The sequence below is a fragment of the Rhodoglobus sp. G.S.4 genome (genome assembly GCF_056619605.1).
Genome location: NZ_CM152748.1, coordinates 1,978,066 through 2,000,771 on the forward strand (window position 1 = coordinate 1,978,066; position 22,706 = coordinate 2,000,771).

Consider the following 22,706-nt stretch of genomic DNA (forward strand, 5'->3'; position numbering starts at 1 on the left):
GTCGAGTATTAATCTTCTTTATGGTCGGTCCGGTTGTGCTGACCGCGAGTGAAGCCAGTATCGCCGTCGACGTCGGCATCGGTGTGAGCTTCGTCGAAGCCTGCCAACCACGCTTCCTTGGTGCCCATCCGAAACATATCGTCCGCGCCAACGCGCACCAGCGAACGTGCTCCCGGCACTTCGATCTCAACTACGTGCTGCGCAAGGCCGCGCACCACAGCAACAGGCAATCCCCCGGCCTTGCCCTTCACGAGATCTGTCGCTGCAGCGATCTCATCGGCAACGGCAGTAACGCTGACGGCAAGTGGGCGCCCCGACGCATCAACGGTGCCGCGAAGGTCATCGAGAACGCGGATGCCCGCAGCACCAATCGCAATATCGGCTTGACCTCGCCGCCACGGTCGGCCAACGGTGTCCGTAATGATGATGCCAATCCGCACACCGAAGCGTTCGCGAAGCGCCGAGCACAATTGGCGAGCAGTCGCATCGGGATCGAGCGGAAGCAATAACACGATGCCGTCGGGCGTATTGCTCGAATCGACACCGGCCGCAGCCATCACCAGCCCGAGGCGATTCTCGACGATGCGGGTCACACCGTTGGGGTGCTCCCGTGACGCCACTACACGAACGGTTTCGTCGGTGATTGCCTGCTCACGATCAGCCGCCTTCACTGCGCGACCCTCGGCCTTGCTCACAATCTTGGAGGTGACCGTGAGAATGTCGCCATCCTCAAGCCCACCGTCCGGCGAATCGTTCGAGTCGGCAATCAATGCCGCCGATATCACCTGCACGAGGTCGTCACCGGACATAATTTCGGGGATGCCGGGCACGGCCCAGGCGCTCATTCTCACGTGTCTAGTCTGCGGCATTGGCGACCGCGACACTATTTGCGCAATGAGGGAAGCACATCACGACCGAAAACATCAAGAAATTCCCGCTGATTTCGACCAACGTTGTGGAGGTAAATGCGGTCGAAACCGAGGTCTAGGTAGCTCTGGATGTAGGCACGGTGCACGTCAGGATCCGCGCTGACGGGCATCCGGCCTTCAAAGTCTTCAGGACGAACCATTCGGGCGAGTTGTTCAAGCTCGAATGGTGACCGGATGTCGTTCTTTGCGAATCGCAGACCACCATTAGGCCACTCGGTGATGGCGTTCTTCATCGCCTGCTCGTCAGTGTCCGCCCAACTGAGATGCAGTCTCAAGACGCGGCTCTGCTGTGCAGTGTCACGGCCGGCTTCACGTGCACCCTCAGCGAATCGTTTGAGCAGCATGTCAATCTTTTCGAGCGGCGCGGCCTCGGTGATGAGCCCATCAACCGTTTTCCCTGCGCGTTTGGCTGCGACGGGACCGGCGGTGGCGACCAAGATCTCGGGTGCGGTCTCGGGCATTGTCCAGAGCCGAGTCGACTCCAGCCGGTAGAACTGACCATCGTGGCGCACATCTTTGCCTGCCAGCCCCGAGGCGAACAGTTTCTTGATGATTTCGACGGCTTCAAACATGCGGTTGATGCGTTCGGGCGCTTCAGGCCAGTACTGGCCGACCACATGTTCGTTAATGGCCTCACCACTGCCAAGGCCCAGCCAGTGCCGGCCCGGATTCATTGCGGCAAGAGTGGCCGATGCCTGAGCGACCATCGCGGGATGCCAACGAAATGTGGGCGCTGTGACTCCGGTGCCTAAGTCACCTATCGTGGTTTGGCCAAGCGCGCTCAGCACGTTCCACACGAAGGAAGCTTGGCCCTGTTGCGGCGTCCACGGCTGATAGTGGTCTGCGGCCATCACCCCACGAAAGCCGCGTGATTCGGCGTGCTGGGCAAACGCCAACACGTCGCGCGGATGAAACCGCTCAAGCATTGCGGCATAGCCAATGTGGGGCGCAGAAACGGAGGCGGGCATCTGTCTATTGTCGCGCGGACTGCGCCTCTGCCGTGTCACAACGGATGAACCAGCGAATTCCCGAACCGCTGACCGGATACTTGGCCGTTCACCGGGCTGGCTCATGCTGAAGAACGGCGGCAATTATCAACGGTGTGGATAATTCCGCCGAAGGCCCAGCCAGCATTGTTCTCGAAGATCCAGACGGCAACCCCGTCCTGATGGACCAGCACCGGCAGCACTGGCAGCACCGGCAATAGATCGTCGCCAAATTGGGTCTTGATTCTCAGTTGGCGATAGTTCTACACTGAGCAAACGCCAACAATCGAAAGGAGCCTCGCGTGTTTATTTCAACTATCGGAATGATTCCGACTATCGCCGGCTCCGTCGGCACCCTCTCCGCCTAACCGGCTAGCGATCTCCGCCAACCGGTTCTGACGGTGGCGGCGCTCACGGAGCACACGACTCAACTCGATCATCACGAGACTGCGTTCGACTGACGAGTCTGCGCCCACCTCATCTGGAGCGCCAGCGCATCGCGATGATCTCTCCTTCTTCTGCAACTCGCGATCGCCGAGGGATGACGTTGGGTCGCCACCCGAACCGGCGCGCTTTTGCGCGCCTTCCGCATCAGCTTCTGTCACGAAAGATCACCTCATGAACACAACTCTGGCGGCCCCTAAGGACCGCCCTAACCATCCGCCCGAACCCAGCAACAACGCCCAGTCGCGCCCAACTTCGGCGCACCGCGTGGGACTCATCGACCGAATTGCTCTGCATCTCGGCGTTGCGCTCATCACGTGGAGCCGCCGTCCTCACCGGGCTCGACTGATCGCAACCGCTGAATTCCGGGCCGAACACCAACTCCGTCGCGAGCGCCTGGCTTTAGCCCGGACTCGCGCTGAGCAGAACTATCCGCGGTTCATCATCCGATGATTGCGCCGCACCCGACCGTCGCCGGATCGCTCCGGCGACGGTCGCTTCGTTATCAGCGAACTGTGAGCGAAATGACTTGGCACTCTCGGGGTGAGAGTGCTAATTTCTGATTATTGAGTCACCGTGACTCAACTTTGAGAAAGGGGTTTCCCATGACACTGTCATTTGATCCTTTTGCCGAACTCGACCGGCTCACCGCTGCAGCCCAGTCCCGCGTCGGCACCCAGCCCATGCCCGTGGATCTTTACCGTCAGGCCGACGAGTACGTTCTCACCGCCGACCTTCCGGGCGTAGACCCCGGCTCCGTCGACGTTGACGTCGATGGCCAGCTGCTTACCATTCGTGCCGAACGCACCGCCGGCGAGCGCGAAGGAGCCAAGTGGCTATCGCAGGAGCGTCGCTACGGGTCCTACCTGCGCCAGTTCAGCATTGGCGCCGGCATTGACCGCGAAAACATCAGCGCCAGCTACGACAACGGCGTACTCAGCGTCATCATCCCGGTGTCGGAGAAGGCAAAACCTCGCAAGATTGAGGTCAGCACCAACTCCGCGAACCAGGCTCGATCGTCCGAGACAGTCGCCGTTACAAGCTAGTCAGCACGCCGCTGTCGACGCGCCAACGCCACACACCAACGATGGGCGGATGCTTCACGCATCCGCCCATCGTTCGTTAAGTACTTCGCGCTCTAGTCGCTACAGCGCCCGCAATCGCGGTGCGATGTCGCGCTCGAAGAGCTCGAGGAAACGACGCTGGTCGCCCCCGGGCGCGTGGAACACGAGGTGATTGAGTCCGGCATCCACATACTGGCGAATCTCTTCAACAATCTTGTCTGGGTCGTTGCCCACGATCCACCGCGAAGCGATTTGTTCGATCGGCAGCGCGTCAGCAGCCTTCTCCATCTCGATCGGATCAGTGATGTCGTGCTTCTGCTCCTTCGAGAGCGCAAGCGGGGCCCAGAAACGTGTATTTTCGAGGGCGAGCTCGGCGTCGGTGTCGTAGGAGAGCTTGATTTCGATCATCCGGTCGATGTCCTCGAACTTGCGGTCAGCCTTAGCCGCACCCTCCTTGACGCCAGGAATGAGCGCGTCGTTGTAGAGCTCCATGCCCTTGCCAGAGGTGCAAATGAAACCATCACCGGCACGACCGGCGTAGCGGGCAACCATCGGGCCGCCCGCAGCAATGTAAATCGGGATGGGCTGGTCGGGGCGGTCATAAATGCTGGCTTCGTGAGTGGAGTAGTACTCTCCCTCGAACGACACCCGATCCTCGGTCCAGAGTGCACGCATGAGGCGCACTGATTCGCGCAAGCGCGCAAACCGCTCCTTGAACTCGGGCCAGTCCTGCGCGCCAGCACCACGGAATCCGGTAGCGACCTCGTTGAGCGCTTCACCCGTGCCAACCCCCAACATGATGCGCCCAGGATAAAGGCAACCCATCGTGGCAAAAGCCTGCGCCAGAACGGCAGGGTTGTAACGGAAAGTGGGGGTCATCACGCTCGTGCCAATCCGAATCGTGCTCGTGCGCTCTCCAACAGCAGCCATCCAGCTCAGTGAGAACGGTGCATGACCACCCTCATGACGCCAGGGCTGGAAATGATCGCTTACCGCAACACTCTCCATGCCATGGGCTTCGGCCGCGACCGCAATCTCTACGAGCTCACGTGGGGCAAACTGTTCAGCTGAGGCTTTGTATCCGAGAGTAAGAGTCATAGACCCATTGTGCCCGTACTACTCGCGAGGCGCCTGCAAAAAATCAGAAACTGACCGCGGAACGTACGGCGCAACATCGCCGCCCAGAGCGGCAACCTGCCGCACAAGCGAGCTCGAAACATAAGCGTGTTCAGGGTTTGGCAGCATGAAAATTGTTTCGACAGCAGCAAGATCGCGGTTCACGATCGCCATCGGGGTTTCGTACGCGACATCCACTTGAGAACGGATGCCCTTAACAATGACACTCGCCCCAACCTCGGTGCAGTAGTCGACGAGCAAACCCATGCTCCAACTCGTGACCCGAATGTTGCCGGCAAGCCGTGCATCCGCCACCGCCTGCTCAATGAGCGAAACCCGCTGTGCGATCGGCAGAAGCGCCGTCTTGCCCGGGTTGTGCACGACAACAACGTGCACCTCGTCAAAGGTTCTTGCTGCCCGCTCAATCACATCCAGGTGGCCCAGGGTGACAGGGTCAAAGGACCCAGGAACGACAGCGATCCGACTCATGCCTCAACGATAGTGGCTGAGTGCTGCTCACCGCGTGGGAGTTCGCTGTACGAGGAAACTCGCCAGCAAGGTCACAGGGAGTTAGTTCTTGCCGAGGAAGGCTTCTGCACTCTCATCGAGGCGACGCTTGAGTGCTTCGGCGAGCGCCGGATGCTCGGCCAGAGTCGGATCGTCAGCCAAGACCGCCTGCGCAGCCTCCCGCGCTTCCGTAATGAGTTGCCCGTCATTGGCCACTCGCAACAGCTTCAAACTCGAACGCCCACCCGATTGCACACCGCCGAGCACATCACCTTCACGACGAAGCTCAAGGTCTTTGTTCGCCAACTCGAAACCATCAAGAGTGGATGCCACAGCCTCAACACGTTCGCGGGCAAGCGACTCCACCTCCGCTGCAGTCACAAACAGGCACAGGCCCGGCACGCCACCTCGGCCAACACGGCCGCGCAACTGGTGCAACTGGGATACCCCGAAGCGATCAGCGTCAAGCACGACCATCACAGAAGCGTTTGGCACGTCAACGCCAACCTCGATCACTGTCGTTGCGACAAGAACATCGACATCACCGGCAGCGAACGCCCGCATAAGGTCATCTTTTTCGTCGCTCGACAACTTGCCATGGAGTGCCTCGATGCGCTTACCTGCGAGCACCTCGTTGCTGCGTAGCGAAGCCAACACCTCAGTAACGTTGGCGATAGGTCGCGGCGGTCCGGCATCCGGATCATCAGCCGCTGCCGGTGCAGGGTCACTGCCGGGCTCTTGCGTCTTGGCATCGATAGCGGGGCACACGACGAAACCTTGCCTGCCAATAGCGAGTTCCTCGGCTAAACGCTGCCACACACGAGACACCCAACCGGGTTTTTCGGCCAGCGGAACCACATGACTGCTGATGGGTTGGCGACCAGCGGGCAATTCGGCGATCGACGAAATATCGAGGTCACCAAAGACTGTCATCGCGACCGTGCGAGGGATGGGTGTCGCCGTAAGAACGAGAACGTGTGGTGGCTTGGCCCCCTTCAGTCGCAGTGCTTCACGCTGATCAACACCAAATCTGTGCTGCTCGTCTACGACAACTAGGCCGAGGTCAACGAAGCTCACCGCATCGCCCAAGAGTGCGTGGGTGCCGATCACAATGCGTGAGGCGCCAGACACGCTCGCGAGAAGCGCCTTCTTGCGCTCGGCCGTGGAGAGCTGGCCTGTGATGAGAGTCGGGCGCAATTCTGCCGCAAGATCGGGGCCAAGAGTGCGCACGATGGATCGGAAATGCTGATGCGCCAACACCTCGGTTGGCGCAAGCAGGGCCGACTGCCCACCCGACTGGGCCACCGCCAGCATCGCTCGCAATGCCACGAGAGTCTTGCCAGAGCCCACTTCGCCCTGCACCAGACGATTCATCGGAACCGGCTCGGCCAGATCGTGAAAGATCTGCTCCCCCACCGTCTGCTGATCACCAGTCAGCACGAACGGAAGCGCCGCATCAAAACCGTCCACGAGCGACCCAGCCGTGCGCGCAATCGCCTCAGATTCACGCTGCCTCTGTCGTTGCTGCAACAGTGCAGACTGCAAAACGAACGCCTCCTGAAAACGCAGAGTGTCCCGAGCTGCTCGCCAATCCGAGTCAACCTTCGGGCGATGCACTTGCTCAAGCGCCTTCGCAAATGGAAGCAGCTCACGCTCGCGACGTACGGCATCCGGAACAGGATCGTCGAGAGGTCCAAGAGTGTCGAGCACGACCTCGACCGCTTTCTGAATCTGCCAACTCGCCACGGTTGACGTTGCCGGGTAAATCGGAATGGGTTGCTCAGCCCACGCCTTCGCCTGCTCAGGTTTCTTCAGCTCAAGCGCATCCCGATCAAAAAGTTCGTAATCAGGGTGAGCGAGCTGGCGCGTGCCCCGATATTGGCCGACTTTGCCAGCAAAAATTCCGCGGACGCCCGGTGACAGTTCATTCGCTCGCCAGGCCTGATTGAAAAACGTGAGAGTCAGGATGCCCGTGCCGTCGCTGATCGACACTTCAAGGATCGACCCGCGCTTGTTGCGCATCGGGCGATTACGCACCTCGCGAACCTCAGCCACGATCGTGACGGCCTCATCGAGCGGCAACTGGGCCAGAGCAGTGAGCTCACCGCGCCGCGCATAACGCCGCGGGTAGTGCGTCATGAGATCGCCGACAGTCACCAAACCGAGCCCGCGCTGCATCGAGGTTGCGGTGCGCCCGCCCAGCACGGCACTGAGCTTCTGATCGAGGGGCGAGGTCACTCTCACAGAGTACCGGTGGCCACCGGCGTTCCCTTGTCACCGGGCACTGAACTACGTGCGCGAGGGCTCTCGGCTAGGCTCGACACGCTATGACACGCATTATCGCCGGCTACGCTGGCTCCCTCACCATTGCCGTCCCCAGCGCGGGCACGCGCCCCACAAGTGATCGCCTTCGCGAAGCAATCTTCTCGGCCCTCGAAGCCCGCGACGCCATCGATGGCGCCCGAGTTCTCGACCTCTATGCCGGCACCGGCGCCCTCGGCCTCGAATCGGCATCACGCGGCGCACCCCATGTCACGCTCGTGGAGAAAAATCCTCGTGCCGCCGATGCCTGCCGCAAGAACGCGACCCTCATCGCCGCACAAGCTCCCCGCGGCTCAAAGCCGATCATTCTGACCGCCGCCCGCGCCGTGCACACCTTCTTAGAGACATCCGGCGATCAATGGGATCTGGTGTTCATTGACCCACCGTACGAGCTCGGCAACGCCGAACTTCTCGTGGCTCTAGAGCTGCTGTCAAGCCAACTCAGCCCCGATGCCCTCGTCGTTGTGGAACGCAGTTCGCGCGACCCTGAGCCCGAATGGCCCGCCGGTCTCGAGCTCGACCGCCGCAAAGACTACGGCGACACAACGCTCTACTGGGTTCAGCCCGAAGCGCCATCCCAGCCAGCATAAGGATCCCAGCCACCACGCTCGGTGTACGCGACCCCATCGACGAGAAGGCCCTCCCCCTCGACAACGTGGCCGATCGCACGGAACCCCGCTGGCAATTCGACCGCCTGCGGAAATGTCGCGAGCAGCGAGTGATCTTCGCCACCGTCAAGCTGCGCCCGGCCACCCACCGACTCGGATGACAGATCGAGAGCAACACCGCTCGCGGTAGCAATACGGCGGGCATCAATCGCGAGCCCATCGCTCAGGTCGAGCATGGCTGTGGCTCCCCCGAGCGATGCTGCTTTGCCGTCCGCTATGGGAGGCGATGGCCGGAGTTGGGCGGCGATGGCCTCGGGATACTGCGTCGCGAGCGAGGCGGCGGCTGAAGCATCCGGTTCGCCCTCAACTACTCCTTCGGTGAAGAGCAGACGAAGCCCTTCGGCGGCGAGGCCGAGCGTTCCAGAAACCGCGATGACGTCACCGAGTTGTGCACCGGACCGCAGCACGGGCGCACGCTCCTCTAGGTCGCCGAAAGCCGTAATGACAATGGTGAGCACCGGTGAGACCGAGAGGTCGCCGCCGATCACTCCGCTGCCGGGCGCTAGCGCTTCGCAACCCTCACGGAGCCCGTCGGCGATCGCTTCGAGCGAGGCGACAGGGGTGTCGTTGGGGGCGGCGATCGCAACCACGAGGCCAGTGGGCACTGCGCCCATCGCTGCGATGTCTGAGAGGTTCGTGGCAGCAGCTTTCCAGCCAAGGTCGTAGGGAGTCGACCACGCGAGTCGAAAATCGGGGCCGTGAATCATCATGTCTGTCGTGATCACCACACGCCTGTCTGGCGTTGCCAGCACTGCGGAGTCGTCGCCGGGCCCGATTAGTTCGGCGGCAGCGGAGGGTAGCCGCGGAAAGATGCGCTTAAGGGCATCCAGTTCCCCGACCTGGCCGAGTGTGTCACGGTGGTCGCCCTCGCGGTCTTTCGTCATATTCTCACGGTAGCCTGAAGGCGATGAGATCGACGACCCGCACCCCCGTTTTGGCCATGCTCGCTGTGGTCCCGCTTGTTGCTCTGCTAACCGGATGCGCGTCGATTGTTGCTCTCGAGCCAGCGGATGATGCGGCGAACCCTACCTGCGCCGAAGTTATTGTGCGCTTGCCTGACACTGTTGCGGGTCTGGATATTCGTGAGACTAACGCGCAGGGAACTGGAGCTTGGGGGGAACCAGCCAATGTTCTCTTGCGTTGCGGAGTAGCCGTGCCCGATCCGACGGCATCGTTGGCCTGCGTCACTGCTCCCGACAATGGCGTCGACTGGCTGCGTGACGATAGCGATGCACCGAACTATGTCTTCACGACGTATGGCCGCGATCCTGCCGTGCAAGTGATCATTGATAGCGATGGTGACCCTGATGTCGAGGGCGACGAGGTGTCTGGGTTCGATGCACTCGTTGAGCTTGCTGGCGCGGTAAGCCAGATCGTTCCCGATCGTTTTTGCGTTGCGCTGTCAGAGACGACAGGTTAGCGCACGGTTTCGAGCCCCAACTCGATGAGTTCATCGATGAGTTCCGGATAGCTCATCCCGCTGGCAGCCCAACACTTGGGGAACATCGAGATCGGCGTGAAGCCCGGCAGGGTATTGATTTCGTTAACCACGAACTCGGTGCCGTCAAAGAAGAAGTCGACGCGAGCGAGCCCTGCTCCCCCGATCGCTTCGAAAGCGCGAGCAGCGGTGCGTTGCATCTGCCACAGTTCTCCATCATGGAGCGGTGCAGGGCAAATAAGTTCGGCCGCGGAAACGTCGAGATATTTGGCCTCAAAGTCATAAAAGTCGCGCCCGGTGACAACAATTTCCCCGGCAACGCTCACACGGGTATCCGTGCCGTCGCGCCCCGAGAGCACACCACACTCAATCTCACGGCCGGTCATCGCTTGCTCGACGAGAGCAGTCGAATCTTCGGCAAAAGCGGTCGCAAAGGCTGCATCGAGCTCGGCCCGAGCGTTAACTTTGGTGACGCCGACCGATGATCCTGCGCGAGCGGGCTTGACGAAGACAGGGAAACCGAGAGTCGAGGCACGCTCACGCCAGGCAGAAGGATCGCGTTGCCACTGCACCGCAGATACCGTCACCCACGGAGCAACGGCAACACCGGCAGCTTCGAGCGCGAGTTTCGTGAAGTGTTTGTTCATCCCCATCGCCGAGGCGAGGACACCATTGCCGACGTAGGGCAGGCCTGTCAACTCGATGAGGCCCTGAATTGTGCCGTCTTCACCAAAAGGGCCGTGCAGAATCGGGAACACTACATCAACGTCGCCGAGACTGCGGGTAGAGCCATCGGCTTCCGTAATCGTCAGCTCGCTCGAGAGCGACGAATCCGGCCAGTGCACGCGAGTGCCATTGTCGGCAACTTCGGGCATCGCCTCGGGGTTCAGCGCAAACCCCTCAGCGTCGTCAGGCTGCAATGTGAAAGCGCCGTCACGCGTGATCCCCACCGGAATCACCGTGTACTTCGCACGATCAATCGCCGAAAGTACGCCCCCTGCGGTGGCGCAGCTGATGCTGTGTTCCGAAGAACGACCGCCAAAGAGGAGAACTACAGTCACCGTGGACTTGGCCGTTGTTGTGGGCGCGTCCGTCATCGTTTACTCCCCCTGCGGAAGGTCGTCAGTCGTCAAATGCGGAGCAATATCCCGCGGAGCGAGCGTACCGGCCAAAACCTCAGCAACCTGACTCACGATCGGCATGTCGACGCCCTTCGACAGTGCCAGTTCAAGAATGGGGGCAACAGACGAGAGACCTTCAGCGGTCTGATTCATCTGCTTGATGACTTCAGAGAAGCTGTAGCCCTGACCGAGCAAGCGCCCTGCCGTGTTGTTGCGTGAGAGCGACGATTCACACGTGGCGATGAGGTCTCCGAGGCCGGCAAGGCCCGCAAGGGTTTCTGCCCGAGCACCGAAAGCGACCGAGAAATCAGTCATCTCGGCAAGTCCGCGGGTGATGATCGACGCCTTTGTGTTTTCGCCGTAGCCGACTCCATCGACGATTCCGATCGCAACGGCGATCAGGTTCTTGAGGACTCCGCCAAATTCGGTGCCGATGACATCCGTGTTGACAAACGACCGGAAATAGCGATTGCGTGCGGTTACCGCAACGGTGGTCGCGGTCTCAAGACTCGCACTGCTCATCACTGCCGCTGTTGGCTGCTCTTTGGCGATCTCTAGAGCAAGGTTGGGGCCGGATGCCACGGCAACCCGGTTGGGGTCGACACCCAGTTCTTGCAAAATCACTTCACTCATGCGCGCGCCAGTGCCCTTTTCGACACCCTTCATGAGCGAGACGATGAGGGCATCCTCGGGAATCAGCTCGCGAACGATCCGCAGATTCTCGCGCAAAGACTGGCTAGGCACAGACAGGTAAACCTGCTCTGCGCCTTCGAGAACTTCGTGCAGCTTGTCGCTCGCCCAGAGTGACCGCGGCAAATTGATGCCCGGCAGGTAGTCACTGTTGCGCTTAGATTGCGAGATTTCGCGGGCAAGCTCAGGGCGACGAGCCCACAGCGCTACGTCGTTGCCGCCATCGGCAAGAATTTTAGAGAACGTCGTGCCCCAAGAACCAGCGCCAAGAACTGCTACACGGCGGGCGGGGGCATGATCGGGTCCCGCGTTAACGTTGCTCAAAACGACCAACCTCACTCTGGCCATGGTCGGCCGGGTTGTAGCGCATCTTCGGGGCGGTTTCGCCCCGAAGGTCTTCGAGAAGGGCCGTAATTGCGGTCATGAGTTTCTCCGTTGCTTCAGCAAGCGTGCGCGCATCTAAATGCTTGCCTTTAAACTCTGACAGGTCTACTGGCTCGCCGAAACGAATGTGAACAGTCTTACGGGGAAAAACGCTGATCCGTTTGGAGTATCGCGGCAAAATTTCTTGCGCGCCCCAGCTTGCAGCGGGGATCAGAGGAATACCCGCTTCGAGCGCCGTTCGCACCGCTCCCGCTTTTCCACGCATCGGCCACATATTGGGTTCGCGTGTGAGCGAGCCCTCCGGGTACACCACTACGGCGAGTCCCTGGTCGGCGATGTGGCGGGCGGCTTTGAGCGGGTCGCCACCTTCGCGACTGCGCGAGGCGCGCTCGACAGGAACTTGTCCCGATTTCTTCATCAACCACCCGAGAACGGGAACCGTGAACAGCGACGCCTTGGCCATGTAGCGCGGCATCCGACCAATCTTCCACATGGCAACACCAATCACGATGGGATCGATATTGCTGTAGTGATTGGGCGACATCACGAACGCGCCGTGAGCGGGAACGTTGTGCACGTCATGCAGTGTGTACTTCGCCAAGAAGGTCATGGCGGGGAGCAGCAGGAATGCGAGCAGACGAAATGCAGCTGTCTTCTCAGATTTCACGCGTGCTCCCGCCTTTGGGCTTGACGACACTGCTGGTTATCCCTCGTAGATGAAGTCGGCACCCAAAGATTCAAGCTTGTCAACGAAGTGCTCGTAGCCACGAGCAATGATGCCAATGTTGCTGACAGTTGACTGCCCCTCGGCGGTCAGTGCGGCAATGAGGTGGCTGAAGCCGCCGCGAAGGTCAGGAATCTCAACATCGGCACCGTGCAAAGGCGTTGGTCCGATGATGACGGCGGCCTGTTCGAGTGGGCGACGGGGAACACGACGGCTGATTGATTCCAGTCCCTCTTCGTGCACCACAATGTTGGCGCCCATCTCGATCAGCGCTGAGGTGAATCCGAGACGGTTCTCGTAGACGGTCTCGTGCACGACAGAGCGACCTTCCGCCTGCGTGAGAGCAACGATCAGCGGCTGCTGCCAGTCGGTCATGAAGCCGGGGTGCACATCGGTTTCGACAACGACCGGCTTGAGTGGCCCACCTGGGTGCCAGAACCGGATGCCGTCTTCGGCAATATCGAACGCTCCGCCCACTTTGCGGAAGATGTTCAAGAAGTTCATGAGCTCTTGCTGCTTAGCGCCCTCAACGAAAATGTCACCACCGGTTGCAAGAGCAGCGGATGCCCAGCTTGCGGCTTCGTTGCGGTCGAACAGTGCGCGGTGGTTGTAGCCGCTGAGCTTCTCGACGCCCTCAATGAAGATGACGCGGTTGGGCTCAACGTTGATGATGGCGCCCATTTTTTGCAGGATAGCGATGAGATCCATGATCTCGGGCTCGATCGCCGCGCCCTTGAGCTCGGTGACTCCCTTAGCCAGTACAGCCGTGAGCAGCACTTGCTCGGTCGCTCCGACGCTGGGGTACGGCAGTTCGATGTCCGCACCGTGAAGACCTTCAGGAGCTGTCAGGCGAATGCCTTCGTAGCTCTTGTCGACGATCGCGCCGAACGCTCGCAGAGCATCCAAGTGGAAGTCGATGGGGCGGTCACCGATGCGGCAACCACCGAGGTCGGGAATGAGAGCTTCGCCGAGGCGGTGCAGGAGTGGACCGCAGAACAGGATCGGGATGCGGCTCGAACCTGCGAGCGCGTCAATCTTGGCAAAGTGGGCCTTGAGCACGTTTTTAGGGTCGAGGGTCAGCTCGCCATCGCCCGTTTCTGTAACGGTAACGCCATACGCTTCGAGCATTCCGGTGACGACGCGAACGTCGCTGATGGCGGGAACATCCCTAAGCACACTGGGGGTGTCGGCGAGAAGAGCCGCGACCATTGCTTTGGTAGCGAGGTTCTTAGCACCACGCACGTTGATGCGTCCCCGAAGGGGCTTTCCGCCGTTGATAATGATCTGGTTGGAAAGCAAGCCGGTTCGCTTGGCTGCCGCTGTGGCATCTTGAGCCAATGGATTCATCGTTACCCCTACTTCGCTGGCAAAGTTTTAGGTCGCCATGATTCTCGGCGGCTTTCGAACTCCGTGATGTCTGTTTCGTTTCTCAAAGTCAGGCCGATGTCATCGAGCCCTTCGAGCAAACGCCACCTAGTGTAATCATCTATCTCGAAAGTGAACTGCGCAGCACCTGCAGTTACCGTGCGAGCTTCGAGATCGACTGTCACCTCGAGCCCGGGATCTGCTTCGATGAGAGCCCAGATTGTCTCGATTTCGTCTTCTGTTAGCTGGGCTGCGAGCAGACCCTGCTTTCCAGAGTTGCCACGAAAAATATCGCCAAAACGGGAACTGAGAACTGCCTGAAAACCGTAATCGCGAAGCGCCCACACAGCGTGCTCGCGGCTAGAGCCCGTGCCGAAGTCGGAACCGGTAACCAAGATTTTGCCCTGATTGTATGGCTCACGATTGAGAATGAAGTCGGGGTCTTGGCGCCATGCAAAGAAGAGCGCATCATCGAATCCGGTCTTGGTTACTCGCTTGAGAAACTCGGCAGGGATGATCTGGTCGGTGTCGACATTGCTGCGCTTGAGCGGAACGGCGATTCCGCTGACGGTGGTGACCTTGTCCATTAGCGTGACTCCTCAGCGGTCGTTGCGGCGAGCGCCATCTGCTCTGGCAGGGGGCTGTTGTCGAGATCCCAGGGGCTAGAGAGGGTTCCGCGGATGGCGGTGGCTGCGGCAACGAGTGGAGACACCAGGTGGGTGCGCCCTCCTTTGCCTTGGCGGCCTTCGAAGTTGCGGTTGCTTGTTGAGGCGCACCGCTCGCCAGGCGCCAGCTGGTCTGGGTTCATTCCGAGACACATCGAGCAGCCTGCGAAGCGCCACTCTGCGCCGAACTCTTCGACGATCTTGTCGATGCCTTCGGCTTCGGCTTCGATGCGCACGCGCGCGGAGCCTGGCACGACCATGACGCGAATGTGATCCGCTTTCTTGCGCCCCTGAATGATGGACGCGAATGCGCGCAAATCTTCGATACGACTATTGGTGCACGAGCCCATGAAGACAGCATCCACGCGGATGTCTTTCATTGGCATGCCTGCCTCAAGCGCCATGTATTCGATCGCGCGTTCTGCGGAAGCGCGTTCGTTGACGTCGGCAATTTCGGCGGGCACGGGAACGTTGTCGCTGAGCGAGACGCCCTGGCCGGGGTTGGTTCCCCAAGTGACGAACGGCTCTAGCGTGTTGGCATCGAGGAAGACTTCGGCGTCGAAGACGGCGTCATCCTCGGTGGCGAGCGTGTTCCAGTACTCAACAGCGGCATCCCAGTCGGCACCCTCTGGTGCGTGCGGGCGACCCTGAAGATAGTCGTAGGTGATCTGGTCTGGGGCAATCATTCCGGCGCGGGCGCCAGCTTCGATCGACATGTTGCAGATTGTCATGCGCCCCTCCATAGAGAGGGCACGGATGGCGCTTCCGCGGAATTCGAGAACGTAACCTTGGCCTCCGCCGGTTCCGATCTGCGCGATGACAGCAAGGATGATGTCTTTTGCGGTGACGCCGGGGCGCAGTTCGCCTTCAACGGTGATGGCCATTGTCTTGAATGCTTTAAGAGGAAGGGTCTGGGTGGCGAGCACGTGCTCGACTTCACTCGTACCGATGCCGAAGGCCATGGCACCGAAGGCGCCGTGCGTGCTGGTGTGCGAGTCGCCACAGACCACGGTGATGCCGGGCATCGTGAGGCCAAGCTGCGGGCCAACGACGTGAACGATTCCCTGCTCGATGTCGCCGAGTGAATGCAGCCGCACACCGAACTCCTTCGCGTTCTTGCGCAGGGTTTCAATCTGGGTACGACTGGTGAGGTCAGCGATCGGCTTGTGGATCGCGAGAGTCGGAGTGTTGTGGTCTTCGGTGGCAATGGTCAGGTCGGGTCGACGAACGGGGCGCCCGGCCATCCGAAGTCCATCGAATGCTTGAGGGCTCGTGACTTCGTGCACAAGGTGAAGGTCGATGTAAATGAGGTCGGGAGTGCCATCGGCACCCTTGACGACCAGATGGTCATCCCACACTTTTTCTGCCAGGGTCTTGCCCATAGCGCACCTCTTTCGAATCGACGATCGTGCCGCAAAATGCGCGGCTCAATCTCTCTAGTCTACTTCTGTCTGCGTCGGCAGTATGCTGGCCACAGCGCACCACCCTCGCGCTACCACCACTTGCCATTTTGTTGTTTTGCCCACAAGGCCCACTCGCAGGAGAAGTTCATGATTACGCAAGCGTCAACGACGTTAGAAGCCCCCGTATCCGCTATCGAAAATGCGGAGTTCTCACACGAGAATGTCCTCGTCTCTACGGGCAAACGTTCCGGCCTCGTTATTAGCGTCGCCGTCCACTCCACCGTCCTCGGGCAAGCCCTGGGTGGAGCACGAATGTGGAACTACCCGCACTGGACGGATGCCGTAGCCGACTCCCTGCGCCTCTCGGCCGCGATGACTCTCAAGAACTCTGCCGCCGGGCTCAACCGCGGAGGCGGCAAGTCGGTCATCCACGTTCCGATGGGCATTGTTCTTACTCCCGCGCAGAAGCGTGACGCAATGCTTGACCTCGGCGATGCCATCGAAAGCCTCAATGGTGCTTACATGACGGCGGAAGATGTTGGTACGAGCGCCGAGCTCATGTCCATCGTCGCCGAACGCACCGAACACGTGTGCGGCCTTCCCGCCGATCAGGGTGGAGCAGGGGAACCGGCAGATGCCACTGCAGCCGGCGTTCACGCCAGCATTCTTGCCACCTGCGAGGCCCTCTTCGGCACTCGCGACCTTGCCGGACGTCACCTCGTAATTTCGGGTCTCGGCCAGGTAGGCGGACGTCTCGCTCGCTCACTGACCGCTGCCGGTGCTGTGCTGACGGTCACCGACGTCAACCTCGACCGCAAGCTACTCGCTGCCGAACTCGACGCCAACTGGGTCGATGCGGATGAAGCCCACAGTGTTGTCGCAGACATTTACGTTCCCTGTGGAATGGGTGGCGCTCTGAGCCCCCGCGTTATCCGCGAACTCAACGTCAGCGGTGTCGTCGGAGCCGCCAACAACCAACTCGCCCAGCATGATGGCGCTGAGGCACTTGCCGAGCGCGGCATTCTCTGGGCACCAGACTTCGTCGTTAACGGCGGTGGTGTGATTTACCTCGATATGGCATCAGAACCGGATGCCGATGCTGACGAAATCGCCAAGCGCGTCGAGGCTATCGGTGAGACCGTTGCCACGATCTTCCGCGATGCAGCCGACCAGGGAATCACAACCTTGGACGCCGCAGAACGACTCGCGCAGTCACGACTAGCCACTACCGTCTAGGCAGAGAGTGCGCGTCTGGCTGGAGCCGGGCGCGCACCACAACGAGTTTGCCGCTCGTTAGTCGTTGTCGACGCTGACGAGTTCCCGCTTCTTGTCATGGTTCATCTTTACCAGGCTCGCGATGACCGCAATCGCCATCGCGACCAGGATGACGATGAGCGAAGTCCATGTGCCAATTTCTGGCGCCCACAGTGCTGGCTCTCCCCCGTTGATGAACGGGAGTTCGTTCACGTGCAGTGCGTGGAGGAACAGTTTCACGCCGATGAAGCCGAGCACGAAGGCAATGCCGTAGTGCAGGTATACGAGTTTGTCGATGAGGTCGCCGAGCAAGAAGTACAGCTGACGTAGCCCCATGAGCGCGAAGATGTTGGCGGTGAACACGATGAAGGGATCTGTCGTGATTCCGAAGATCGCGGGAATCGAGTCGATCGCGAACACGAGGTCGGTGATACCGAGGGCGACAAACACGACGAGGATCGGGGTGAAGACCTTCTTGCCGTCGATCACGGTGCGCACTTTTCCGCCATCGAATACCGGTGAAATGTTGATGTGCTTCCGCAAGAAACGGATGATTCCGCTCTCAGTTTGTTCCATGTCCTCGTGATCTTCGAACACTTGGCGAATGGCCGTGTAAAGCAGGAACGCACCGAAGACGTAGAAGATGAAGCTGAAGTTTTCGATCAGTTGCGCGCCCAGCAGGATGAAGATGCCACGCAAGACGAGGGCGATCAGGATGCCGACCATCAGTACCTCTTGTTGGTACTTTCGCGGCACCGAGAAGCGCCCCATGATGATCACAAACACGAACAGGTTGTCGATCGAGAGACTGTATTCGGTGACCCAACCGGCAATGAATTGCCCGGCCTGCTCGACATCGCCGAGGAGGAACATCATGAGGGCGAAGATAAGCGCGAGGCTCACATAGAAGCCAACCCAGAGCGCAGATTCGCGCGTGCTCGGAATGTGCGGGCGCTTGTAGGCCATGACGAGGTCGGCTGCGAGGATAATCAGCAGCACCGTCAGGGAAGTTGCTTCGAACCAGATAGGCAGAGTGGTCAAGATTTTCCATTCGGGGGTTTCGAGGTGCCGCAAGTCTCGAAAGTCTCTCCCGCATCCAGCTGAATGGTGGATGCCGTTGCCCCGGAGCCACTACTGAGTGGTTCGTATTGACGAGTACAACGAGGTGGGATACTCCCCTTCGCGTTCACAATGATAGCTGACCGACACTTCTGCGCTGCCTGCGAATTCACAGGTTGCGCAGAGGACTTTCGCGTCGAGCCGAAACAATCGCGGTGGACGCCTGCTGTACAGTCTTCCCATGCTGACGATTGCCTCTCCGCCGCCGTCGCGCGCAGATGCACTGCCACCGTGGTGGACGGATCGTGCTCTTGCACTGCCTGCCGCCTCTGGGCTTTTGCTCGTGGCGGCATTTACCGTGCAGCTGTGGGGAGTAACCGGCTGGCCAACGACGCTCCTTTATAGTCTCGGCTTGATTGCCGGTGCAATCACTTTCGTGCCGGGCGCTCTCCGCCGCTTGGTGCGCGGGTCCCTTGGTGTTGGCTTGCTCATGACGATTGCGGCCGTGGGAGCCGTCGCGCTCGACCACGTTGCCGAAGCAGCCGCACTCGCCTTCCTCTTCTCGATCGCCGAGGCCCTCGAAGATCGTGCAATGGACCGTGCTCGCCACGGACTGCGAGCGCTCCTGTCTCTTGTGCCAGAGACTGCAATCGTGGAACGCGAGGGGAGTATTTCGCAGATTGCAGTAGCCGACATTCTCATCGACGACATCCTCATCGTGCGTGCTGGCGAGCGGGTAGCCACCGACGGAATTGTCACAAGCGGGCGCAGCAGTGTCGACACCTCGGCAATAACCGGAGAATCGATGCCCATCGCTGTCGATGCTCACAGCGTCGTGCTCGCGGGGTCCATCAATGGAATCGGCACTCTGCGCATCCGGGCAACCGCTGAAGGCACCGACAACTCCCTCACCACGATCGTGCGACTTGTCGAAGAAGCAAATAACCGCAAGGGTGAGCGCGCTCGCCTCGCCGACAGAATTGCCCGGCCGCTTGTGCCCCTAGTTTTGGGAGTCGCCGCCGCGATCGTCGGCTACGGTTTCCTCGTTGGCGAACCCGCACTATGGACGGAACGTGCCCTCGTGGTGCTCGTAGCCGCTTCTCCGTGTGCTCTCGCAATCGCTGTACCCGTCACCGTGATCTCAGCAATTGGCGCAGCAAGCAAGCTCGGGATAATCGTCAAGTCTGGTGCAGCCTTCGAACGGATGGGCAGCATCCGCACCGTTGCTTTCGACAAGACCGGAACGTTAACGCAAAACCGTCCAACCGTTGTCGTCGTGGAAACCATTGACGGAGTGACAAGCACCGAAGTGCTCAGCATCGCGGCTGCACTAGAGAGTCACAGCACACACCCACTCGCGAATGCAGTGCTCGCAGAACGACCCGAGTATTCCGAGGCGACCGAGGTGCGCGAAGACGCCGGGCGAGGGATCTCGGGAACACTCAACGGCGTGCCCGTGCGAGCCGGAAGCGTGCGCTTCCTCGATGTCGCAGGACTCTCCCCCGTCGCGCAGCGCCTCGCGAATGAAGGCATGACTGTGATAGCCGTGGAACGAGACGGTCAAGCAATTGGGCTCATGGGTGTGCGCGACGAACTTCGGCCAGAGGCTGCCGAAGCAGTCGAGCAACTTGCGCAGGCGGGCATCCGCACCCTCATGCTCACGGGAGATAACGCTCGCACCGCCGAGACACTCGCTCGCCAGGCAGGAATCACCGATATTCGCGCCGAGTTGCTGCCGGCAGAAAAGTCGAACGCCATCGCAGCGCTCGCCACAGAATCACCAACCGCGATGATTGGCGACGGTATCAATGATGCGCCAGCACTCGCCACCGCCGATGTCGGCATTGCGATGGGAGTGGCAGGCTCAGCGGCTGCCATTGAATCTGCCGATGTGGCCTTCACCGGCAACGACCTGCGCCTCATCCCCGTTGCTTTGGCTCATGCCCGCCGCGGACGACGAATCATGACCAGCAACATCGCACTTTCACTAGCGATCATTGTTGTGCTGTTTCCGCTCGCCCTCACCGGAACGCTTGGTCTCGCAGGAGTCGTTCTGGTGCACGAGCTTGCCGAGCTCATCGTTATCGTCAACGGAATCCGCGCGGCGCGACTCTCGCCAAGCTTTGCGGAGGTTCCGCTCAGTGTCGACAAACCACGCGCACGCATCGACATCCGGTCTTAGGTATACCAGCTAGGCTCCGGCACCTCGTTGAGTAGCACGTACTGACCGACCTCGCGCTTCTTATAGGGCGCTGGGTCGTGCAAGCTGTGGGTTCGCAAGTTGCGCCAATAAATATCCAAGCCGACCGAATTAGCGGATGCTCGCGCGCCCGTCAGCTCAAATACCTTCGTCGCCGTCTCAAGCCCGTCTTCGCTGATGCGGAGTTTTCCCGCAGCGATGCGTACAGCGATTTCTCCGCGACGTCGTGCGGTGAGATCCGCGCGAGGCGCATGCAAAACCGCGCTGATTTCGCTCCCGACCGCGTCAAGCAGCGCCTCATCCGCCCACAGCTTTGATTGCAATTGGCCGTAGCCCTCAAGGATGTACCACTCCTCTGATGCGTGCGCTTTGTTGTCTCCGCCATAAGGCCAGGCGCGACTCTTCGTACGTGTATACGCCGAAGCGTTCTCGATTGCCCCCTGGGCGATACCGAGATAGAAATTTGCGAAGACCAGTTGGATGGCGGGAACGTTGAGGGTGCCGTAAGTGAGCGGCTGGAACTCTTTGTTAACGAAACCCAAAGCCGAAGCCCAACTCGTGCGCACGCCGTTGATCTGCACTGAACCTGACTCGGTAAGGCGCTGGCCGAGATTGTCCCAATCACCATTGAACACGATAGCTGACTGATCGGTCGGAACGATCGCGAACACGTGGGTGTTGGTGCCTTCGAGGATGCCCTCAAGCACCGTGAGATCCGAAACGACACCGCCGGTGGAGAATGACTTATTACCGGTGAAGACGATGTCGTCTCCGGCCTCCGTGACCGTCAAATCGGAGTCGCGGGGATTGACGGCACCACCAAAGAGGAAGTTCTTTTCGGTGTACAGCTGCTCGATGTCAGCGATCTGCTCATCCGTGGCGACAAGACGTGCTGCCCACGCCCACAGGTAGTGGTAACCAAGAAGCTGGCCTATTGAACCATCGCCCCGAGCTATCGTGCGGATGATCTTGTAGGTCGTCTCCCATGACTGCCCTCCGCCGCCATGCGCGATCGGCCCGAGCACGGTCACAAGTCCCGAGTCCTTGAGTAGTTTCACTTCTGCGTGCGGTGGCTGGTTAGCGGCGTCGCGATCACTAGCGTCGGCGGCGAGGATGTCAGACACCTCAACTGCGCGTTGCAGCCAGCTCTCTGGCGTGGTCGGTCGGGGTATGGATGCCCAACGATTGCCGATCGCGTGGCTGGTGATGGTGCTGTCTGACATGGTCGCTCTCCTCAGTTGTAGACCCCCTTTTCTGGGTGGTGTTGGCTACATCCTGTGCCTGATTTCAGTGACCGTCGAGTTTGTGTCGACTTCATGTCGTTGCGCTACCGCTTGTTACGCATCGTGTGCTTTCGTGACTAATCTCGATCGCTTTTTTTGGCGCGAACCCGCTGCCACAGCGACCGCACCCGACGTCGGGCCCTACTCCAGAACGCTCGCGCTCGCGATCGAGCTCGGGCTGCCGCGTGCCGTTCGGCGTCGCGCGACTTGCAGGCAAAGGACAGGCTGCGGAGCGACTTCCCGGCTACCCTTGAGCGGAACTCACTGTCAAATCTCAGTCGGAGACTCCATGAAAAAGGCCCTTGTCCCTACCCTGGTTGCGCTTGGTGTGCTCGTCGCTCTCGCCGTAGGCGTGTTTATCTACGTTTCCGTGAACGCGGCAGACACCAGCCCCACCAATGACGCGAGCGGCGGCACTGCGCAATCACCAAGCTCGGCGGTAGCAAGCGACTCCCACTATCTGGACACAGCGGATTCGGATGCGGTGACCGTAGTTGAATTTCTCGATTTCGAGTGCAGCGCCTGTGGCCAGTTTTATCCCTACGTCGAGGCAATGCGCGAGTACTACGACGGCAAGATCAACTATGTTGTGCGCTATTTTCCCCTGCCGAATCATCCGCACTCGATGGAAGCGGCCATTGCCGCCGAGGCTGCGGCACAGCAGGGTGAATTCGAAGCGATGTATCAGCAGCTTTTCGAAACCCAGGCGGAGTGGGGCTTTGCCGATGGTTCGCAAGCGAGCGTATTTCGTGACTATGCCGCCGAGCTAGGGCTTGACCTCGATGCTTACGACGCAGCTATTGACGATCCAGCGACTCAAGCTCGCGTAGAAGCAGACTTCGAGGGCGGACAGGCGCTTGGCGTCAACAGCACCCCCTCGTTTTTCGTGAACGATGAGCTCGTCAATACCCAACGCGTTGAGGATCTGCCCGAGGCGATCAACGAGGCGCTCAAGACAGCGCAGTAGGGCGCGCTAAGGGTGGGCAGAAGGCCGTGCAGGCGGCCGTTGGCGCACAGAGTTGCCACCGACGACCGCCAGCGCGGGTTCGCGAAGCTCGACCGCTTAACGACGAAAGTCCCGGCC

General features: G+C 60.2%; 22 protein-coding genes. 7 read left to right on the top strand and 15 right to left on the bottom strand.

Going from position 1 to position 22,706, the window contains the following annotated elements; translation table 11 throughout:
* Positions 1-8: 8 nt before the first annotated feature.
* The 3 genes from cofE to AC061P_RS09740 form a co-directional block, all read right to left on the bottom strand.
* On the bottom strand, positions 9-845 hold the full coding sequence (gene cofE / locus AC061P_RS09730) for a coenzyme F420-0:L-glutamate ligase (RefSeq protein ID WP_480391083.1): 837 nt from the start codon (positions 843-845) through the stop codon (positions 9-11).
* 38 nt (positions 846-883) lie between these two features.
* Complete coding sequence (locus tag AC061P_RS09735; RefSeq protein WP_449647120.1) at positions 884-1,897, bottom strand: TIGR03557 family F420-dependent LLM class oxidoreductase; 1,014 nt, start codon at positions 1,895-1,897, stop codon at positions 884-886.
* Positions 1,898-2,226: 329 nt separating this feature from the next.
* The gene (locus AC061P_RS09740; protein WP_480391084.1) at positions 2,227-2,520 is read right to left on the bottom strand and encodes a hypothetical protein; all 294 of its coding nucleotides are present in this window, start codon (positions 2,518-2,520) and stop codon (positions 2,227-2,229) included.
* A gap of 13 nt (positions 2,521-2,533) precedes the next feature.
* Between AC061P_RS09740 and AC061P_RS09745 the strand changes: the two genes are divergently transcribed.
* Positions 2,534-2,812 (top strand): hypothetical protein, encoded by a 279-nt coding sequence (locus AC061P_RS09745; protein WP_449647122.1) that lies wholly within the window; start codon positions 2,534-2,536, stop codon positions 2,810-2,812.
* Positions 2,813-2,964: 152 nt separating this feature from the next.
* Complete coding sequence (locus AC061P_RS09750) at positions 2,965-3,405, top strand: Hsp20/alpha crystallin family protein (RefSeq protein ID WP_449647123.1); 441 nt, start codon at positions 2,965-2,967, stop codon at positions 3,403-3,405.
* Positions 3,406-3,504: 99 nt separating this feature from the next.
* Here AC061P_RS09750 and fgd read toward each other — a convergent pair whose 3' ends face one another.
* The 3 genes from fgd to AC061P_RS09765 form a co-directional block, all read right to left on the bottom strand.
* Positions 3,505-4,521 (bottom strand): glucose-6-phosphate dehydrogenase (coenzyme-F420), encoded by a 1,017-nt coding sequence (fgd, locus tag AC061P_RS09755; protein WP_449647124.1) that lies wholly within the window; start codon positions 4,519-4,521, stop codon positions 3,505-3,507.
* A gap of 18 nt (positions 4,522-4,539) precedes the next feature.
* The gene (gene coaD / locus AC061P_RS09760; protein ID WP_449647125.1) at positions 4,540-5,028 is read right to left on the bottom strand and encodes a pantetheine-phosphate adenylyltransferase; all 489 of its coding nucleotides are present in this window, start codon (positions 5,026-5,028) and stop codon (positions 4,540-4,542) included.
* Between the two features lie 81 nt (positions 5,029-5,109).
* The gene (locus tag AC061P_RS09765) at positions 5,110-7,224 is read right to left on the bottom strand and encodes an ATP-dependent DNA helicase RecG (RefSeq protein WP_449648188.1); all 2,115 of its coding nucleotides are present in this window, start codon (positions 7,222-7,224) and stop codon (positions 5,110-5,112) included.
* 149 nt (positions 7,225-7,373) lie between these two features.
* On the opposite strand from AC061P_RS09765, the gene rsmD reads away from it, so the two are divergent.
* Positions 7,374-7,958, top strand: coding sequence for a 16S rRNA (guanine(966)-N(2))-methyltransferase RsmD (gene rsmD, locus AC061P_RS09770; protein ID WP_449647126.1), 585 nt, complete (start codon positions 7,374-7,376; stop codon positions 7,956-7,958).
* On the opposite strand, the gene thiL is transcribed toward rsmD, so the two are convergent.
* Positions 7,928-8,920, bottom strand: coding sequence for a thiamine-phosphate kinase (gene thiL, locus AC061P_RS09775; RefSeq protein ID WP_480391085.1), 993 nt, complete (start codon positions 8,918-8,920; stop codon positions 7,928-7,930). The two genes, rsmD and thiL, sit on opposite strands and share 31 nt — an antisense overlap.
* Before the next feature lie 23 nt (positions 8,921-8,943).
* Between thiL and AC061P_RS09780 the strand changes: the two genes are divergently transcribed.
* Positions 8,944-9,456, top strand: coding sequence for a DUF3515 family protein (locus AC061P_RS09780; RefSeq protein WP_449647128.1), 513 nt, complete (start codon positions 8,944-8,946; stop codon positions 9,454-9,456).
* Here AC061P_RS09780 and AC061P_RS09785 read toward each other — a convergent pair.
* From AC061P_RS09785 to leuC, 6 genes are read right to left on the bottom strand one after another with little or no spacing between them, the layout of a single operon-like run.
* Positions 9,453-10,571: a D-alanine--D-alanine ligase family protein gene (locus AC061P_RS09785; protein ID WP_449647129.1), complete on the bottom strand. Its 1,119-nt coding sequence runs from the start codon at positions 10,569-10,571 to the stop codon at positions 9,453-9,455. The two genes, AC061P_RS09780 and AC061P_RS09785, sit on opposite strands and share 4 nt — an antisense overlap.
* 3 nt (positions 10,572-10,574) lie before the next feature.
* Positions 10,575-11,609: an NAD(P)H-dependent glycerol-3-phosphate dehydrogenase gene (locus AC061P_RS09790; RefSeq protein ID WP_449647130.1), complete on the bottom strand. Its 1,035-nt coding sequence runs from the start codon at positions 11,607-11,609 to the stop codon at positions 10,575-10,577.
* Complete coding sequence (locus AC061P_RS09795; RefSeq protein ID WP_449647131.1) at positions 11,596-12,336, bottom strand: lysophospholipid acyltransferase family protein; 741 nt, start codon at positions 12,334-12,336, stop codon at positions 11,596-11,598. The genes AC061P_RS09790 and AC061P_RS09795 overlap by 14 nt, the downstream gene beginning before the upstream one ends.
* Positions 12,337-12,372: 36 nt before the next feature.
* Positions 12,373-13,740 (bottom strand): UDP-N-acetylglucosamine 1-carboxyvinyltransferase, encoded by a 1,368-nt coding sequence (murA, locus tag AC061P_RS09800; RefSeq protein WP_480391086.1) that lies wholly within the window; start codon positions 13,738-13,740, stop codon positions 12,373-12,375.
* 8 nt (positions 13,741-13,748) lie between these two features.
* Positions 13,749-14,345, bottom strand: coding sequence for a 3-isopropylmalate dehydratase small subunit (gene leuD / locus AC061P_RS09805; protein ID WP_449647133.1), 597 nt, complete (start codon positions 14,343-14,345; stop codon positions 13,749-13,751).
* Positions 14,345-15,805: a 3-isopropylmalate dehydratase large subunit gene (gene leuC / locus AC061P_RS09810; protein WP_480391087.1), complete on the bottom strand. Its 1,461-nt coding sequence runs from the start codon at positions 15,803-15,805 to the stop codon at positions 14,345-14,347. The genes leuD and leuC overlap by 1 nt, the downstream gene beginning before the upstream one ends.
* A gap of 168 nt (positions 15,806-15,973) precedes the next feature.
* Here leuC and AC061P_RS09815 point away from each other — a divergent pair, with 168 nt between their 5' ends.
* Positions 15,974-17,062, top strand: a complete 1,089-nt coding sequence (locus tag AC061P_RS09815; protein WP_449647135.1) for a Glu/Leu/Phe/Val dehydrogenase family protein — start codon at positions 15,974-15,976, stop codon at positions 17,060-17,062.
* Between the two features lie 57 nt (positions 17,063-17,119).
* Here the strand turns inward: AC061P_RS09815 and AC061P_RS09820 are convergent, their stop codons facing one another.
* Positions 17,120-18,124 (bottom strand): TerC family protein, encoded by a 1,005-nt coding sequence (locus tag AC061P_RS09820; protein WP_480392174.1) that lies wholly within the window; start codon positions 18,122-18,124, stop codon positions 17,120-17,122.
* Between the two features lie 256 nt (positions 18,125-18,380).
* On the opposite strand from AC061P_RS09820, the gene AC061P_RS09825 reads away from it, so the two are divergent.
* Positions 18,381-20,321: a heavy metal translocating P-type ATPase gene (locus AC061P_RS09825; RefSeq protein WP_449647136.1), complete on the top strand. Its 1,941-nt coding sequence runs from the start codon at positions 18,381-18,383 to the stop codon at positions 20,319-20,321.
* Here AC061P_RS09825 and AC061P_RS09830 read toward each other — a convergent pair.
* Complete coding sequence (locus tag AC061P_RS09830) at positions 20,318-21,562, bottom strand: acyl-CoA dehydrogenase family protein (RefSeq protein WP_480391088.1); 1,245 nt, start codon at positions 21,560-21,562, stop codon at positions 20,318-20,320. The two genes, AC061P_RS09825 and AC061P_RS09830, sit on opposite strands and share 4 nt — an antisense overlap.
* 349 nt (positions 21,563-21,911) lie before the next feature.
* Here AC061P_RS09830 and AC061P_RS09835 point away from each other — a divergent pair, with 349 nt between their 5' ends.
* Positions 21,912-22,589, top strand: a complete 678-nt coding sequence (locus AC061P_RS09835) for a DsbA family protein (protein ID WP_480391089.1) — start codon at positions 21,912-21,914, stop codon at positions 22,587-22,589.
* The last annotated feature ends 117 nt before the right edge of the window (positions 22,590-22,706 follow it).

Bases quoted from the DNA above. Each gene is read 5' to 3' on its own strand.
- cofE (WP_480391083.1), bottom strand. From the start codon at position 845: ATGAGCGCCTGGGCCGTGCCCGGCATCCCCGAAATTATGTCCGGTGAC.
- AC061P_RS09735 (WP_449647120.1), bottom strand. From the start codon at position 1,897: ATGCCCGCCTCCGTTTCTGCGCCCCACATTGGCTATGCCGCAATGCTT.
- AC061P_RS09745 (WP_449647122.1), top strand. From the start codon at position 2,534: ATGAACACAACTCTGGCGGCCCCTAAGGACCGCCCTAACCATCCGCCC.
- AC061P_RS09750 (WP_449647123.1), top strand. From the start codon at position 2,965: ATGACACTGTCATTTGATCCTTTTGCCGAACTCGACCGGCTCACCGCT.
- fgd (WP_449647124.1), bottom strand. From the start codon at position 4,521: ATGACTCTTACTCTCGGATACAAAGCCTCAGCTGAACAGTTTGCCCCA.
- coaD (WP_449647125.1), bottom strand. From the start codon at position 5,028: ATGAGTCGGATCGCTGTCGTTCCTGGGTCCTTTGACCCTGTCACCCTG.
- AC061P_RS09765 (WP_449648188.1), bottom strand. From the start codon at position 7,224: ATGCAGCGCGGGCTCGGTTTGGTGACTGTCGGCGATCTCATGACGCAC.
- rsmD (WP_449647126.1), top strand. From the start codon at position 7,374: ATGACACGCATTATCGCCGGCTACGCTGGCTCCCTCACCATTGCCGTC.
- thiL (WP_480391085.1), bottom strand. From the start codon at position 8,920: ATGACGAAAGACCGCGAGGGCGACCACCGTGACACACTCGGCCAGGTC.
- AC061P_RS09780 (WP_449647128.1), top strand. From the start codon at position 8,944: ATGAGATCGACGACCCGCACCCCCGTTTTGGCCATGCTCGCTGTGGTC.
- AC061P_RS09785 (WP_449647129.1), bottom strand. From the start codon at position 10,571: ATGACGGACGCGCCCACAACAACGGCCAAGTCCACGGTGACTGTAGTT.
- murA (WP_480391086.1), bottom strand. From the start codon at position 13,740: ATGAATCCATTGGCTCAAGATGCCACAGCGGCAGCCAAGCGAACCGGC.
- leuD (WP_449647133.1), bottom strand. From the start codon at position 14,345: ATGGACAAGGTCACCACCGTCAGCGGAATCGCCGTTCCGCTCAAGCGC.
- leuC (WP_480391087.1), bottom strand. From the start codon at position 15,805: ATGGGCAAGACCCTGGCAGAAAAAGTGTGGGATGACCATCTGGTCGTC.
- AC061P_RS09815 (WP_449647135.1), top strand. From the start codon at position 15,974: ATGATTACGCAAGCGTCAACGACGTTAGAAGCCCCCGTATCCGCTATC.
- AC061P_RS09825 (WP_449647136.1), top strand. From the start codon at position 18,381: ATGCTGACGATTGCCTCTCCGCCGCCGTCGCGCGCAGATGCACTGCCA.
- AC061P_RS09830 (WP_480391088.1), bottom strand. From the start codon at position 21,562: ATGTCAGACAGCACCATCACCAGCCACGCGATCGGCAATCGTTGGGCA.
- AC061P_RS09835 (WP_480391089.1), top strand. From the start codon at position 21,912: ATGAAAAAGGCCCTTGTCCCTACCCTGGTTGCGCTTGGTGTGCTCGTC.